The 15069-nt window shown below is 65.3% G+C and carries 10 protein-coding genes and 1 pseudogene; 6 read left to right on the forward strand and 5 right to left on the reverse strand.

What is annotated here, in order from left to right; genetic code table 11:
- Position 1: 1 nt before the first annotated feature.
- Positions 2–1675 carry a glucose-6-phosphate isomerase gene (gene pgi / locus ACQPXH_RS05790; protein ID WP_433601289.1) on the reverse strand — a complete coding sequence of 558 codons (1674 nt, stop codon included), beginning with the start codon at positions 1673–1675 and terminating at the stop codon, positions 2–4.
- A gap of 195 nt (positions 1676–1870) precedes the next feature.
- Between pgi and ACQPXH_RS05795 the strand changes: the two genes are divergently transcribed.
- Entirely contained in the window at positions 1871–3325 is a 1455-nt protein-coding gene (locus tag ACQPXH_RS05795; protein ID WP_433601290.1) for an NAD-dependent succinate-semialdehyde dehydrogenase, read from the forward strand.
- Positions 3326–3443: 118 nt separating this feature from the next.
- Here ACQPXH_RS05795 and ACQPXH_RS05800 read toward each other — a convergent pair whose 3' ends face one another.
- Positions 3444–3734, reverse strand: a complete 291-nt coding sequence (locus ACQPXH_RS05800; RefSeq protein WP_433601291.1) for a chorismate mutase — start codon at positions 3732–3734, stop codon at positions 3444–3446.
- 380 nt (positions 3735–4114) lie between these two features.
- Here ACQPXH_RS05800 and pcrA point away from each other — a divergent pair, with 380 nt between their 5' ends.
- The 3 genes from pcrA to ACQPXH_RS05815 all read left to right on the forward strand — a co-directional run bounded on the left by pcrA (position 4115) and on the right by ACQPXH_RS05815 (position 7725).
- The gene (pcrA, locus tag ACQPXH_RS05805; protein ID WP_433601292.1) at positions 4115–6742 is read left to right on the forward strand and encodes a DNA helicase PcrA; all 2628 of its coding nucleotides are present in this window, start codon (positions 4115–4117) and stop codon (positions 6740–6742) included.
- A 52-nt stretch (positions 6743–6794) separates the two neighbouring features.
- Complete coding sequence (locus tag ACQPXH_RS05810; protein WP_433601293.1) at positions 6795–7220, forward strand: hypothetical protein; 426 nt, start codon at positions 6795–6797, stop codon at positions 7218–7220.
- A gap of 265 nt (positions 7221–7485) precedes the next feature.
- The gene (locus ACQPXH_RS05815; RefSeq protein ID WP_433601294.1) at positions 7486–7725 is read left to right on the forward strand and encodes a hypothetical protein; all 240 of its coding nucleotides are present in this window, start codon (positions 7486–7488) and stop codon (positions 7723–7725) included.
- 159 nt (positions 7726–7884) lie between these two features.
- On the opposite strand, the pseudogene ACQPXH_RS05820 reads toward ACQPXH_RS05815, so the two are convergent.
- Together ACQPXH_RS05820 and ACQPXH_RS05825 are read right to left on the reverse strand one after the other, a co-directional pair.
- A pseudogene (locus ACQPXH_RS05820) lies at positions 7885–8601 on the reverse strand (M23 family metallopeptidase); the annotation flags it as partial.
- 1389 nt (positions 8602–9990) lie between these two features.
- Positions 9991–11073 carry a M23 family metallopeptidase gene (locus ACQPXH_RS05825; RefSeq protein WP_433601295.1) on the reverse strand — a complete coding sequence of 361 codons (1083 nt, stop codon included), beginning with the start codon at positions 11071–11073 and terminating at the stop codon, positions 9991–9993.
- Between the two features lie 712 nt (positions 11074–11785).
- Between ACQPXH_RS05825 and sucC the strand changes: the two genes are divergently transcribed.
- Both sucC and sucD read left to right on the forward strand, forming a co-directional pair.
- Positions 11786–12952 (forward strand): ADP-forming succinate--CoA ligase subunit beta, encoded by a 1167-nt coding sequence (gene sucC, locus ACQPXH_RS05830; RefSeq protein ID WP_433601296.1) that lies wholly within the window; start codon positions 11786–11788, stop codon positions 12950–12952.
- 11 nt (positions 12953–12963) lie between these two features.
- A complete protein-coding gene (gene sucD / locus ACQPXH_RS05835) occupies positions 12964–13878 on the forward strand; it encodes a succinate--CoA ligase subunit alpha (RefSeq protein ID WP_433601297.1) in 915 nt (304 codons plus the stop codon).
- A 56-nt stretch (positions 13879–13934) separates the two neighbouring features.
- On the opposite strand, the gene ACQPXH_RS05840 is transcribed toward sucD, so the two are convergent.
- Entirely contained in the window at positions 13935–14876 is a 942-nt protein-coding gene (locus ACQPXH_RS05840) for an undecaprenyl-diphosphate phosphatase (protein ID WP_433601298.1), read from the reverse strand.
- Positions 14877–15069: the final 193 nt, after the last annotated feature.

Genomic DNA, 15069 nt, shown 5'->3' on the forward strand with positions numbered 1-15069 from the left:
CTCAGCGGTTGTCGCGATACCAGCCGATCAGGGCGTCGGTGGACGAGTCCCCTTGCGACTGCGGCTCTTCCGGCGACGTCAGCAGGGGGGCCAGCGCGAGCGCCTGCTGCTTGCCGAGTTCCACGCCCCACTGGTCGAAGCTGTCGATGCCCCAGATGGTGCCCTCGACGAATACCTGATGCTCGTAGAGCGCGATCAACTGGCCGACCACCGAGGGGGTCAGCTGCGGCGCGAGAATGGTGGTGCTCGGCCGATTGCCCGGCATCACCTTGTGCGGCACCACCTTCGGATCGGTGCCTTCGTCACCGTAGCGATCGCTTGCGGGTCGCTCGAAAGGATCAGCGATCTCCTCGGCAGTCTTGCCGAAGGCGAGCACCTTGGTCTGCGCGAACAGGTTGCTCATCAGGATGTCGTGCATGCTGCCGGTGCCATCGAGGGTGGGCAGATCAGCGGTGGGCTGGGCGAATCCGATGAAATCGGCCGGAATCAGCCGAGTGCCCTGGTGCAGCAGCTGGTAGAAGGCGTGCTGGCCGTTGGTTCCCGGTTCGCCCCAGAAGATTTCGCCGGTCGAGGTGGTCACCGGGGTGCCGTCGGCGCGCACCGATTTGCCGTTGGACTCCATGGTCAGCTGCTGCAGATAGGCCGGAAAGCGCGACAGATCGTTCGAATAGGGCAGCACCGCACGCGATTCCGCGCCGAAGAAGTTCGAGTACCAGATGCCGAGCAGGCCGAGCAGTACCGGACCGTTGCGGTCCAGCGGCTCGGTCGCGAAATGCCGGTCGACGGTGTGCATTCCGGCCAGGAATTCGGCGAAGCGCTCCTTGCCGATCGTCGCCATCACCGAAAGACCGATGGCCGAATCCACCGAATACCGACCGCCGACCCAATCCCAGAAGCCGAACATATTCGCGGTGTCGATGCCGAATTCGGCGACCCGCTCGGCATTCGTCGAGACGGCGACGAAATGCTTGGCGACGGCATCCTCGCCGAGCGCGGCGACCAGCCAGCGCCGGGCGGCGGTGGCATTGGTCAGTGTCTCCAGCGTCGAAAACGTCTTGGAGGCAACAATGAACAGCGTGCCGGCCGGATCGAGTCCGTCGAGTTTCGCGAGCAGATCGGCCGGGTCGACATTCGAGACGAATCGGGCGCCGATCCCGGCATCGGCATAGTGCCGCAGCGCGCGGTGCACCATATCCGGGCCGAGATCCGAACCGCCGATGCCGATATTCACCACGGTCTTGATGCGCTCGCCGGTCGCGCCGCGCCACGCACCCGAGCGCACCGCGTCGGTGAATTCGCCCATCCGCCGCAGCACCTCGTGCACCTCGGCGCCCGCATCCACGCCGTCCACGATGACCGATTCGCCCTCGGGTAGGCGCAGCGCGATATGTTCGACCGCGCGGTCCTCCGAGGTGTTGATGTGGTCGCCGCGGTACATCGCGTCGCGCCGTTGGGCCACCCCGGCCTCATCCGCCAATTCGACCAGCAGATGCAGGGTTTCCCGGGTGACGCGGTGCTTGCTGTAATCGATGTGCAGGTCCCCGACCTGGACGATCAGCTCGCGGCCTCGGTCGGGATCCTCGGCGAAGAATTCACGCAGGTGTCGTCCGGCGACGGCGCCATGGTGCTCGTGCAGTTTCCGCCAGGATGCCGATGCGGTGATGTCGCTGCTCACGTCCGCGAGGTTACAAGCACTCGATCGGGCGCGCAGGCAGGGACCGCATACTTTCGCCGATGTTGTCCTGACGGCTACCCCGTGGCGATCATTCGCGTGTCGCTCGGACGGGGTGCGGCCCGCTCGAATAGGCCGGCGAATTTCGGATCGATGAGTCGAGGGTGATGCGCGAGCGCGCGGCATAGGCTGGGGTACATGGTGTCCGAACGCGAAGTACTCCGATCCGTGCCGACGCAGCTGTGGATCGGCGGTCCCGTCGACGCCACCGGGGGCGGCACCTTCCCGGTGCACAATCCGGCCGACGGGCAGGTGCTGGTCGAAGTCGCCGACGCCACGCCGGAAGATGCCGTGCGCGCGCTCGACGCGGCCGTCGCGGTGCAGGCCGAGTGGGCAGCGACACCGTCGCGGGAGCGCGGCGAGATCCTGCGCCGGGTTTTCGACCAGCTGACCGCGCGCGCCGAGGAATTCGCGCTGCTGATGACGCTGGAGATGGGCAAGGCGCTGCCGGAAAGCCGCAACGAGGTGCGCTACGGCGCCGAATTCTTCCGCTGGTTCAGCGAGGAGGCGGTGCGGGCGCACGGACGCTACTTGCACGCGCCGTCCGGCACCGGACGGATCATGGTGCACAAGCAGCCGGTCGGGCCGTGCCTGGCCATCACGCCGTGGAACTTCCCGCTCGCCATGGGCACCCGCAAGATCGGACCAGCGCTGGCCGCGGGCTGCACGATGATCGTCAAGCCCGCATCGGCAACACCGCTGACCATGCTGGCGCTGGCCGAATTATGCAGTGCGGCGGGGCTGCCGGACGGGGTGCTCTCGGTGATCACCTCCAGCCGTTCCGGCGCTGTCACCCAGCCGTTGCTCGACGATCCACGCCTGCGCAAGCTCACCTTCACCGGGTCCACCGAGGTCGGCAAGAAGCTGGTGGAGAAGTCGGCGAACGGGCTGCTGCGCACCTCGATGGAACTCGGCGGCAACGCACCGTTCGTGGTCTTCGACGATGCCGATATCGACGCCGCCGTACAGGGCGCGATGCTGGCCAAACTGCGCAATGGCGGCGAGGCGTGCACCGCGGCCAACCGCTTCCACGTGCAGAACGGCGTGCTCGAGGAGTTCACCACCAAACTCGTCGAGGCGATGTCGAATACGGTCACCCTCGGGCCGGGAACCGATCCGAACACCACACTCGGCCCGCTGATCAACGAGGAGCAGCTCGATACCGTCAGCGAACTTGTCGATGACGCGGTGGCGGTCGGTGCCCGGGTCCGTCTCGGTGGCAAGGCGCCCGGCGGCCCCGGCTGGTTCTATCCCGCGACCATCCTCAGCGAGGTACCCGCGAATGCTCGGATCTTGCGCGAGGAGGTCTTCGGCCCCGTCGCCCCCATCGTCGGCTTCGACACCGAGGAAGAGGGCCTCGCCGCCGCCAACAACACCGAATTCGGCCTGGTGAGTTACGTTTACACCCGCGATCTCGACCGTGCCCTGCGCATTGCCGAGGGCATCGAATCCGGCATGGTCGGCATCAACCGCGGCGTAATTTCCGATCCCGCAGCACCTTTCGGTGGCGTCAAGGCCTCCGGCTTCGGCCGCGAAGGCGGTATCGAGGGTATCGAGGAGTACTTGTCCACCAAGTACATCGCCCTCACCTGACCCGCAGACATGAAACGACCGCCCCGGGGTGAAATACACCCGGGGCGGCCTTGTGGAAGGCGGCGATCTTGCGAACGCCGCGTGGTCCGATCGGTCCGCTGGTGGCGGCCGGAGGCTGTCAGTGGCCGAGTCGGCCGCGACCGAGGCGCAGCAGCAGCATGGCGAGGGTGTGACCCTCCTGGCCGAGTTCGCTGAAGCGCTCGAGCACCTTCATCTCACGACTGTGTACGAGGCGGGTGCCGCCGGAGGCCATGCGCGTGCGACCGATGATCCGGGAGATCTCGGTGCGGCGCTTGACGGCGGCCAGGATTTCCGCGTCGAGCTGGTCGATCTCCTTGCGGAGCTTGTGGATCTCGGCCTCGGTGTGGGGCAGAGCCGAATCGGACCCGGTCGTGGCGGGGGTGCTCATCATTCATCTCCTCGTGTCAGAACATGGATCGGCTGGTGAGCCGAGCTCGTTACCGATCGGTTCTTTCACCGTGTAAAACAAACCTGGTAGGTCTTGCAATCCTCCCCCCGGGCAGCGCGCTCAGGTACAAAGCCCGCGATCACGATATCCGGCCGTCAGCCGAATCGGATACTTCGCGGCGGTCGCGCAGGTCATGTGGGCCAGTGTGCCACGGGGCCGAAGCAATGCCAAACACCTCATTTTGTGAATCTCCCGAGTAAGGCTTGCACGTTGCGACGCCCGTGTCGACCCAGGGCGGTTCACTTGCCGTTCGCTGAACGGACACCGATGTCGACCGGGACTTCATCTCTGTCGGTGCCCGCCGGTAGCGTGGATGGGCGATGGACATCACGGTGGCTCCCAAGACGCAGGCCGGGCGGACTCGGCACCAGGATTCAGCCCAGAAACCGCAGGTCGACGCTGCTCGCACCGAAGAGATGGGCGAGTCCGCCGTGCCCACCGCTACGGGGGTCCCGCATCCGGCCGTCGATGACGCGTCGCGGCGTGTCGTGGACGACAAGTACCGTGTCGAACAAGAAAAGCGTCGCGCCGAACGTGAGCAACGTCGCGCGGAGGAGGCCGAGCGGCTGCTCGACGGTCTCAACCCGCAGCAGCGCGCCGCGGTCGTGCACACCGGTGCGCCGCTGCTGATCGTCGCGGGCGCGGGTTCGGGCAAGACCGCCGTGCTCACCCGGCGCATCGCCTACTTGCTGGCTGCTCGTGGCGTAACCCCTGGCCAGGTCCTGGCCATCACCTTCACCAATAAGGCCGCCGCCGAAATGCGAGAGCGGGTGAGCGGGCTGGTCGGCCCGCGCGCGAACAACATGTGGGTCTCGACCTTCCACTCCAGCTGCGTCCGCATCCTGCGCATGCAGGCCGCGCTGCTGCCCGGCCTGAATTCCAATTTCTCCATCTACGACGCCGACGATTCCCGGCGGTTGCTCACCATGATCAGCCGGGACTTCGATATCGACGTCAAGAAGTATTCGGCGCGGTTGCTGGCCACTGCCATCTCGAATTTGAAGAACGAGCTCATCGGGCCGGAGCAGGCAACCGCCGATGCCGAAACCGACGAAACCGAACTGCCCGGACTCGTCGCCCGCGTGTACACCGAATATCAGCGCCGGTTGCGTTCGGCGAACGCATTCGACTTCGACGATCTGATCGGCGAAACGGTGGCGCTGCTGCAGAACCATCCGCAGGTCGCCGAGTACTACCGTCGCCGGTTCCGGCATGTGCTGGTCGACGAGTACCAGGACACCAACCACGCCCAATACATCCTGGTTCGCGAGTTGGTCGGGCATCACGCGCAAGAGCAGGCCGAAGACGCGGTCGAGCCGAGCGAACTGTGCGTTGTCGGCGACGCGGACCAGTCCATCTACGCATTCCGCGGCGCGACCATCCGCAATATCGAGGAATTCGAACGCGACTTCCCGGACGCGGAAACCATTCTGCTCGAACAGAACTACCGCTCCACCCAGAACATTCTGTCTGCCGCCAATGCGGTGATATCGCGCAATGAGAAGCGCCGGGACAAGCGGCTGTGGACCGATTCCGGTGAGGGCGATCTGATCACCGGCTATGTCGCCGACAACGAGCACGACGAGGCCTCGTTCGTGGCGCGCGAGATCGACCGTCTGGTGGACGCGGGCGATGCCAACTACAGCGATGTCGCGGTCTTCTACCGCACCAACAACAACTCCCGCGCGCTGGAAGAAATCTTCATTCGCATGGGACTGCCCTACAAGGTGGTCGGCGGCGTGCGCTTCTACGAGCGCAAGGAGGTGCGCGATATCGTCGCGTATCTGCGCGTGCTCGACAATCCGGAGGACACGGTGAGCCTGCGCCGCATCCTCAACACCCCGCGCCGCGGCATCGGCGACCGAGCCGAGGCCTGCGTTGCGGTGCATGCCGAACAGCGCGGCCTCGGTTTCGCCGAGGCACTGCGCGATGCGGCCGATGGCAAAGTGGCACTGCTCAATACGCGGGCGCAGCGCGCGATCGCCGGATTCCTCGACCTGCTCGAAGATGTGCGGGCGGCCGGTACACAGGCGGATCAGGACTTCCCCGACCTCGGCAACATGGTCGAAGCGGTACTCGACCGCACCGGCTACCGGGCCGAGTTGGAGGGCTCCGACGATCCCCAGGACGGTGCCCGGCTCGACAACCTCAACGAATTGGTGAGCGTCGCACGGGAATTCAGCTCCGAGGCCTACAACAACGCCGAAGCCGCCCGGGAAGAGGGACTGGTGCCGGAGGTGGCCGAGGGCGAACCCGACCCGGGCTCGCTCGCCGCCTTCTTGGAACGCGTGTCGCTGGTGGCCGATAGCGATCAGCTGCCCGAGGAGGGCACCGGCGTGGTCACGATGATGACGCTGCACACCGCCAAGGGCCTGGAATTCCCGGTGGTCTTCGTGACCGGTTGGGAGGACGGGCAGTTTCCGCATATGCGCGCCCTCGGCGATCCGACCGAACTCGCCGAGGAACGCCGCCTCGCCTACGTCGGCATCACCCGGGCGCGGCAACGGCTCTATGTCACCCGCGCGGTGGTGCGCTCCGGCTGGGGGCAGCCGGTCTCGAATCCGGAATCCCGATTCCTGCAAGAGATTCCGGCCCACCTCGTCGACTGGAAGCGGTTGGAGCCGAAGGGTTCGCCACTCACTCGGGGCATCCGCCGCCGCGGCGACGACGACGGCCTGGAACACGACTGGACTCGCGACGGCTGGAATCAGCCGCGACCGGGCGTCAGCGACCGCGCCCCACGCCGCCCCGCACCCGGCGGTGCAAGCCGCAACAATGCCAATCTCGTACTGGCGATTGGCGATCGAGTCAGCGACGACAAGTACGGCCTCGGCCGAGTGGTAGCCGCCGAAGGCTTCGGCCCCTTGGCGACCGTCACCATCGACTTCGGCACCGCAGGCAAGATCCGCCTCATCCCGCAATACAGCCGCACCCTGGTCAAGCTCTGATAGGGGCCTTGGACCCTGATCTATCGATGATGCTGTCGGTAGCGTGCGCGACATGGAAACCGTCGCGCAATACCTGCTGTGGTTGCTTCCGATGCTGTGGCTCGGCATGGTGCTGGCCATCTCGTTCCTGGAAGCGCCGCTGAAGTTCCGGGCGCCGGGCATCACCGTGCCACTCGGCCTCGGCATCGGACGGCTGGTATTCCGCGCGCTGAATATCGTGGAGACCGTCCTCGCCGCCCTGTTGATCGTGGCGGCCCTGGTCGTCGCACCCAGCGGTGCCGTTCGGATCTGGCTCGGCATCGCCGCCGCGATCCTCGCAATCCAACTCCTCGCGGTCCGGCCACCGCTGACCCGCCGCTCGGACCGCGTGCTCGCGGGCGCAGAGGTGCCGCGCTCGCACGCTCACTATTGGTACGTCGGGTTGGAGGTAGTCAAGGTCGTGGGTTTGATCGGACTGGCAATCGCTGCCGTGCCGTAGGCCTGACTTCAGTGCCTGCCCCGTTCCGTGTCGGAGCGGGCTAATAAGTGGGCTGTGTCGGGCGGGGATACGAGGTGACTGCTATTGGTGGCATCGAAGCCATTGGACCGGCAATCGCTGCCGTGCCGTAGGCCCGACTTCAGTGCCTGTCGCGTTCCGTGTCGGAGCGGCCACAAAACGGGCTGTGTCGGGCGGGGATACGAGGTGACTGCTATTGGTGGCATCGAAGCCATCGGACCGGCAATCGCTGCCGCGCCTGACTTCAGTGCCTGCTCGTTCCGCGTCGGAGCGGGCAGATAAGTGGGCGGTATCGGTCCAGGAGACGCAGGTCACTGCCGTCGGCGGACAACTCCGTGTCGCCGAAACCAGCAGCGACCACCACACCAACAAGCGCGACATCACCAACACCCTCATCACCACAGCGCCCCCTCCACCAGCTGGGCAGATGTTCACCATGCGCTGGTGGAGTGGTCTCTCGACCGATGCCGCCGTCAGCGCATGGTGAACATCTGACCAATGCCAGATCTGGGTTGTGAGGGTGGCGAGCGGGGGTGGGGGGCACAATGCTGGCTGGTGCGGCTATCTCGTCGAAGGGGCTCGGAGTATGTCGAAGGCGCTCCTGGTGCGTGTTTGGGGTGAGGGGCTGGGGGCTGTTGGTGCGGGGTCAGTCGCGTTCCTGGCCGAGGCTGATGCCGCGGGTGGCGAGCCAGGGGAGAGGGTCGATGCGGTCGGTGCCGTTGAGCCAGACTTCGAAGTGGCAGTGTGGGCCGGTGGATTCGCCGCGGTTGCCGACGGTGGCGATCTCGTCGCCCGCGATGACGTGCTGGCCTACCGAGACCAGTGCGGTGTTGATGTGGCCGTACACCGTGACGGTGCCGTCGTCGCCGCGCATCCGTACCCACATGCCGAAACCCGCTGCCGGGCCGGCGTCGATAACGGTGCCGTCCTCGACCGCGTAGATCGGTGTGCCGATGGGTGCGGCGACGTCGACACCGGGATGCAGCACGCCCCAGCGCTCGCCGTATCCGGAAGTGAATGTGCCCGAAGCGAACTTCGTGAACAGCGGCCGCAGCTTCGCCTCCACCTCCGCCGCCAGATCCTGCGCGAACTTATCGCCGTTCTCCAGCACATCGGAGAACTGCCCGAGGTTCGTCGGAGTGGCCGTGTCGAGCAACTCTGGTGTTGTCGGCAGGTCACCGCTCACCGGCTCCAACGCCTGCTGCTGTCCGACGGCCTCCAATTCCGCTGTCTGCGGCGACTTTTCACTACCCGCCGCCAAATTCTGCCCCGCCGCCACAATCGCCCCCGCCGCCACCGCGATAACCGCAGCCCGCCCCTTCAACGCCCGCGGCGGCGCAGGCACCCGATGTGCACCACCCCGCCGCTTCCGCCGCCCGGCCGAATCGGCAGGAGCACCCGCCCGCTCCTCGACATCCCGAGCACCGCCCACACCCCCGAAATCGCTACCACCCCGAGCCCCACCGCGATTCCGCAAAGCGTCGTCGCGCCGAGCGCCATCGCGATGTTGGAGCGCGATCCCATCCTGGTCCACGCCCTCATCGAGGCCGCCATCGAACCCGCGCCAGTCGGCGAGGCCGCCATCGAACCCGCGCCAGTCGGCATTGCCCGCACTGTAAAGCAGACTGTCGCCGTAATCGTGGTTTGCGTTGTAGTTCTGGCCTGCGTCGTGTTCTTGGCGGACGCCGGCACTCAGGCTTGTCTCCTGACTCCCGCCTACGCCTTCGCCCTGGCTTTCGCCGTGGTGGTGGATAGCGCGGCCGTTCCGGTCCAGGCTCGTATCGCGGTCGCCGTGGAGCTGGCGCCAGCCGCGATTACCCATCCCGTCCAGGCTGGTGCCGTAACCCGGGCTTGCGTCGTACAGTCGTGTGCTGTGTTCTTGGCGTGCGCTGTGGTGTTGGCTTGTGCCGTCGCTCTGGCTTGCGGCGTCGCCGATCCAGGTCAAGTCCTGATGGTGGTCACCGACGGGCTCGTGCCAGCTGCCGTGGTCCAGGCTGGTGCCGTGATCCTGGCATGCGTGGCCTGGACTTGCGCTGTGATCTTGGCTTGCCCCGTAATCTCGGTTGGCGCCACCGTTCCAGGTCAAATTCTGATCGTGGTCGCCGACGGGCTCGTGCCAGCTGCCGTTGCCCATGCCGTAGTTCAGGCTGTCGCCGTAATCGAGGTTTGCGTTGATCTGGTCGGCGCCCTGATCCTGGCCTGTGCTGTAGTCCTGCCCAGCGTGATACTGGCTGCCGCTGTAGCTCTGCCGCGCACGCTCCTGCCACGCTGCGTAATTCCATCCCCCGCTGTAGCTCTGAATACCACTGTCGAACACTGAATCCGCTTGCGACCATTGATCATTCAGCTGCCAGGATTCGTCGTCGTTCGACTGCCCTGAAGATTGCCAAGAATTATCCAGATAATACTGAACCGGTACTCTTCGCTCATCGGAGCCCGATAGCCACTCTCGCGTCATCGCGGTAACCGCATCACACCACTGGCGCGCCCGAATTGTCCTGAATGCGAGGAAGGTTCGAAAGTTCCTGGTCTTCGGGTGTCGTGGACAGCGCTCGGGGTGTTCGCAACGCGCATGGAGATGTCAATCCTCCGGTCACAACTACGGAAAGGGAACGGGTCCAACGACGGTAACGAATCGATAGCGGTACCGCAACCAGTCGTTCGGTGAATCCTATTGCTGCACTTTGAATTCGACTCCAAGCGCGCAGAGATACACCGACTCCGAAGAGAGCCCCCTCGCCCGGAAGGTGAATCAGTCGCGCTGCGGGCCCAAGCTGATGCCGCGTGTCGCCAACCACGGCAGCGGATCGACCTTGTCGACACCGTTCAACCACACTTCGAAATGGCAGTGCGGGCCGGTGGAGAAACCACGGTTGCCGATGGTGGCGATCTGATCACCGGCCAGCACGCGCTGACCCTGCGACACCGTCGCGGTGTCGATGTGACCGTAGATGGTGACGGTGCCGTCATCATGCAGCAATCGCACCCACATACCGAATCCGGATGCCGGACCTGCTTCGATCACGGTGGCGTCGGCGACGGCGTAGATCGGCGTGCCGATCGGGCCCGCGATATCGACGCCGAGATGCTGTACGCCCCAGCGGGCGCCGAATCCGGAGGTGAAATTGCCTGCCGCGAATTTGGTGAACAGCGGGCGGAGTTTCGAGGCCTCCTGCGCCGCCAGATCGTCGGCGAACTTCTGCCCCTTTTGCAGCATGTCGCCGAACTGATTGAGATTGGTCGGCGCCGAAACATTGAGCACCTGAGGCGAATCCGGCGAAGTATTCGGTTCGGCCACGCTGACCGACTGCGCCGCGATTTCGTGAATCTGTCCGGCGGCCTCGTAATCGACGGCCTGCGAAGGCTGTTCGGGCGAGGCGAAGGCGGCCTGTCCGGCGGCGACCACCGCACCCGCGGCGACGGCGACGACCGCGGCGCGGCCCTTGAGCGAGGCCGGGGGGGCGGGCATCCGATGCGCGCCACCATTACCGCGGTTCGCCCGGCGGCCCGGGATCACAGTGGGCCGGGCCGGCCCTTCCGGATCCTCGGATTCCCAGGAAGAGTCGCTGCCATCCCACGATTCGCCATCCCAGGACTCGTCGGCGTCCCAGGACCCGTCCGCCTCCGGCGTCCATGACGCCTCGGAGTCGGCGTGCCAGGTCTCGTTGCCCTCGGGAGTCCTGGAATCTTCGGACGCCCACGCACCGCCATCGGCCCAGGAATCGCCCTGTGCCCAAGCCTGCGACTGTCCCCACGAATCGACTTGTGGCGACGGGCCGGCCTGCGACTGTCCCCAAGCGGAATCGGATTGTGCCCAAGAATCGTTCGCACTCAACGAGCTGTCCTCGTGTCCGCCGGTCGCATATCGATGCCCACCGGTACGCCGCGGCGAAGTCCCGAAGGGATCTACCGCAGCACTGGAATGTCCACCGAATCCCTCGTCGTCATCGGATCGGTAACGATGTCCGGAGCGAGCGCGATTTTCGGTTGCGAAGGTCGAGCGATGGTTCATCGGTGGTGCCACATCATCATCATCGAGCGAGAGATCACGGTGTCGAACTGCCTGGTCATAGGCGTTAAGGAACGGCTCTCCGTCTGCGGAGTGCTGTGCTGCGTCAAGCTTGCCGTCCTCCTAGTCGTGACCGTGTTGTGACATCGACCGCATTGACGGTAACGAAACGATTGCGCGGTCCGCAAGCGCTACGTGGCATCCGTCCAAACATGTGAGATTGATCACGGTAACGCACCGGAATACCTCACTGCGATCGGGGCACGCGGGTGAGGCGGAGTGACGACGAACCGTAGTAGAAGGCCGTCGGTCAACCGGTTCGGCGGTTCTACCTGCCGCGCCATCAGCAACCTACTCGCGAGTAGCCTTGGCCAGGCGTTTTCCTGCCCTGGGCAGCACCCCGTGACCTGCGCCACTTAGGATGAACGTGGCCGTTTGGCCCCTCCATGTGACTGGTTAAAGTCCGACCCGACCCGCTTCCGACGTCGGGCCGCCAACAAAGACGTTGTCATCACAACGCAGACGAGACGGTGAGTACATGGATCTCTTCGAATATCAGGCGAAGGAGCTCTTCGTTAAGCACGGAGTGCCTTCGTCCGAGGGCCGCGTCACGGACACGGCCGAGGACGCCCGCGCCATCGCGGCGGAAATCGGCAAGCCGGTGATGATCAAGGCCCAGGTGAAGGCCGGTGGCCGCGGCAAGGCGGGTGGCGTCAAGTTCGCCGCCACTCCGGACGACGCGCTCACGCACGCGCAGAACATCATCGGCCTGGATATCAAGGGCCACATTACCAAGAAGATCCTTGTCGCCGAAGCCAAGGACATCGCGGAGGAGTACTACATCTCCTTCCTCCTGGACCGCTCCAACCGCACCTACCTGGCCATGTGCTCGGTCGAAGGTGGTATGGAGATCGAAGAGGTCGCCGCGACCAAGCCCGAGCGCCTCGCCAGGGTGGCCGTCGACGCCGTCAAGGGTGTCGACCTCGCGTTCGCCCGTTCGATCGCCGAGCAGGGCCACCTGCCCGCCGACGTGCTCGACGCCGCGGCCGTGACCATCCAGAAGCTCTGGGAGGTGTTCATCGGCGAGGATGCCACCCTGGTGGAGGTCAACCCGCTGGTGCGCACCCCTGACAACGATATCCTCGCGCTCGACGGCAAGGTCACCCTGGACGAGAACGCCGAATTCCGCCACGCGGACCACGAGGCCTTCGCGGACAAGGACGCGACTGATCCGCTGGAGCTCAAGGCCAAGGAGAACGACCTCAACTACGTCAAGCTCGACGGTGAGGTCGGCATCATCGGCAACGGTGCGGGTCTGGTCATGTCCACCCTCGACGTGGTCGCCTACGCGGGCGAGAACCACGACGGCGTCAAGCCCGCCAACTTCCTCGACATCGGTGGTGGCGCCTCGGCCGAGGTCATGGCCGCCGGCCTCGATGTCATCCTGGGTGATGCCCAGGTCAAGAGCGTGTTCGTCAATGTTTTCGGTGGTATCACCGCCTGTGACGCGGTCGCCAAAGGCATCGTGAAGGCGCTGGAAATCCTTGGTGCCGAGGCGAACAAGCCGCTGGTCGTCCGTCTCGACGGCAACAAGGTGGACGAGGGTCGCAAGATTCTCGTCGACGCCGCGCATCCGCTGATCACACTTGCGCAGACAATGGACGAAGGCGCCGACAAGGCCGCCGAACTGGCAGCGGCCAAGTAAGGAAACCGGAAATGTCTATCTTCCTCAACAAGGATTCCAAGGTCATCGTCCAGGGCATCACCGGCGGTGAGGGCACCAAGCACACCGCGCTGATGCTCAAGGCCGGCACCCAGGTCGTGGGCGGCGTCAACGCGCGCAAGGCGGGCACCACCGTCGCGCACACCGACAAGGACGGCAACGCGGTCCAGCTGCCGGTGTTCGGCAGCGTCGCCGAGGCGATCAAGGAGACCGGCGCCGACGTCTCCATCGCCTTCGTGCCGCCGAAGTTCGCCAAGGACGCCATCATCGAGGCCATCGACGCGGAGATCCCGCTGCTCGTGGTCATCACCGAGGGCATTCCGGTGCAGGACACCGCGTACGCGTGGGCCTACAACGTGGAGAAGGGCAACAAGACCCGGATCATCGGCCCGAACTGCCCCGGCATCATCACACCCGGCGAGTCGTTGGTCGGCATCACCCCGGCCAACATCACCGGCAAGGGCCCGGTCGGTCTGGTGTCGAAGTCCGGCACCCTGACCTACCAGATGATGTACGAGCTGCGTGACTTCGGCTTCTCCACCGCCATCGGCATCGGCGGCGACCCGGTCATCGGCACCACCCACATCGACGCCATCGAGGCGTTCGAGAAGGATCCCGAGACCAAGCTGATCGTGATGATCGGTGAGATCGGCGGCGACGCCGAGGAGCGGGCCGCGGCCTACATCAAGGCCAATGTCACCAAGCCGGTCGTCGGCTACGTCGCGGGCTTCACCGCTCCCGAGGGCAAGACCATGGGCCACGCGGGCGCCATCGTGTCCGGTTCGGCCGGTACCGCCCAGGCGAAGAAGGATGCGCTCGAGGCCGCCGGTGTGAAGGTCGGCAAGACGCCGTCCGAGACCGCCGCGCTGGCGCGGGAGATCCTGGAGAAGGCAAGCGTCACCGCCTGATTCGCTGATCGAACGAAGGCCGCCATCCCGATTGGGTGGCGGCCTTCGGCGATGTATCAGAAGAAGTGGACTACCGAAGCGATTCCGAAAACGAGGCTGTACACCGCGAACGGCAGCAGTGAATTCGATTTGAAGTAGCGCTCCAGGAAGCGGACCGCCAGATACGCCGCGCCGCCCGCGACGATCGATCCGACCAGTACCTGGCCGAGGATTCCGTCGCCCTGCGGACCGGCCAGCGTCGGCAGCTTCAGTACGCCAGCCGCCAGAATGACCGGAGTGGCAAGCAGGAAGGCGAATTTCGCCGCGTCCTCGTGGTCCAAACCGCGCAGCAGGCCGCCGACCATTGTCATGCCGGAGCGGCTGATGCCCGCGAACAGTGCGCCTGCCTGCGAGACACCGATGATCAACGCGTCCTTGACCGACAGATCGCCGAGGCCGGTCGGCTCCTCCGCCGTCGCAACGAAATATCCCTCTTCGATGGCCTTGGTCCGTGCCTCGGACTCGGCGAAGCGGCGGCCGTAGTCGGACAGCGTCGGCTGGCTGCGGCGACGCATCACCTCACCGGTGATCAGCACGACTCCGTTCAACGTCAGAAACAGGCCCGCCGCAAGGGGTTTCGCGAACAACGTGCGCAATGGATGTTCCAGCAGCAACCCGAGAACGCCGACCGGCACGGTCGCCAGGACCACCAGCCACGCCAGGCGCTGTGTCGAGGTTTCGATCCGGCGGGTGCGCAGTGTGGTCAGGAAGCCGGCCACGATCTCGACCCAGTCGCGCCAATAGAACACCAGCAGCGCGATCGCGGTCGCCACGTGCAGTCCGACCACGAAGGCGAGATACGGTGTGCCGGAATCGGAATCGCCCTGGGTGACCAGATCACTCCAGGACCCACCCAGCCACGCGGGCACCAAAACGGAATGACCCAGGCTGGAAATCGGGAACAGTTCGGTTATGCCTTGCAGTGCGCCGATTACAACGGCTTGGGTGTAGGTGAGCATCGCCTGACAGCTTGGCACGCCCGACCCACCACGACACCGCCCTGAAACAGACCTGTGTCCGTTTTGGAATGCTTGTCGCCGTGGGGATCTCACGGCCTATACAGCGATCGAGCAGTGCTCGGGCGACCGGGTGTGCGCGGACAAAGCGGCGCTGCCATGCTGTGCGGCGTGGAGGTGCTGGTGCTGGGCCCAG

Origin of the sequence: Nocardia sp. CA-135953 (assembly GCF_050955735.1) — a bacterium.
GTDB lineage: Bacteria > Actinomycetota > Actinomycetes > Mycobacteriales > Mycobacteriaceae > Nocardia.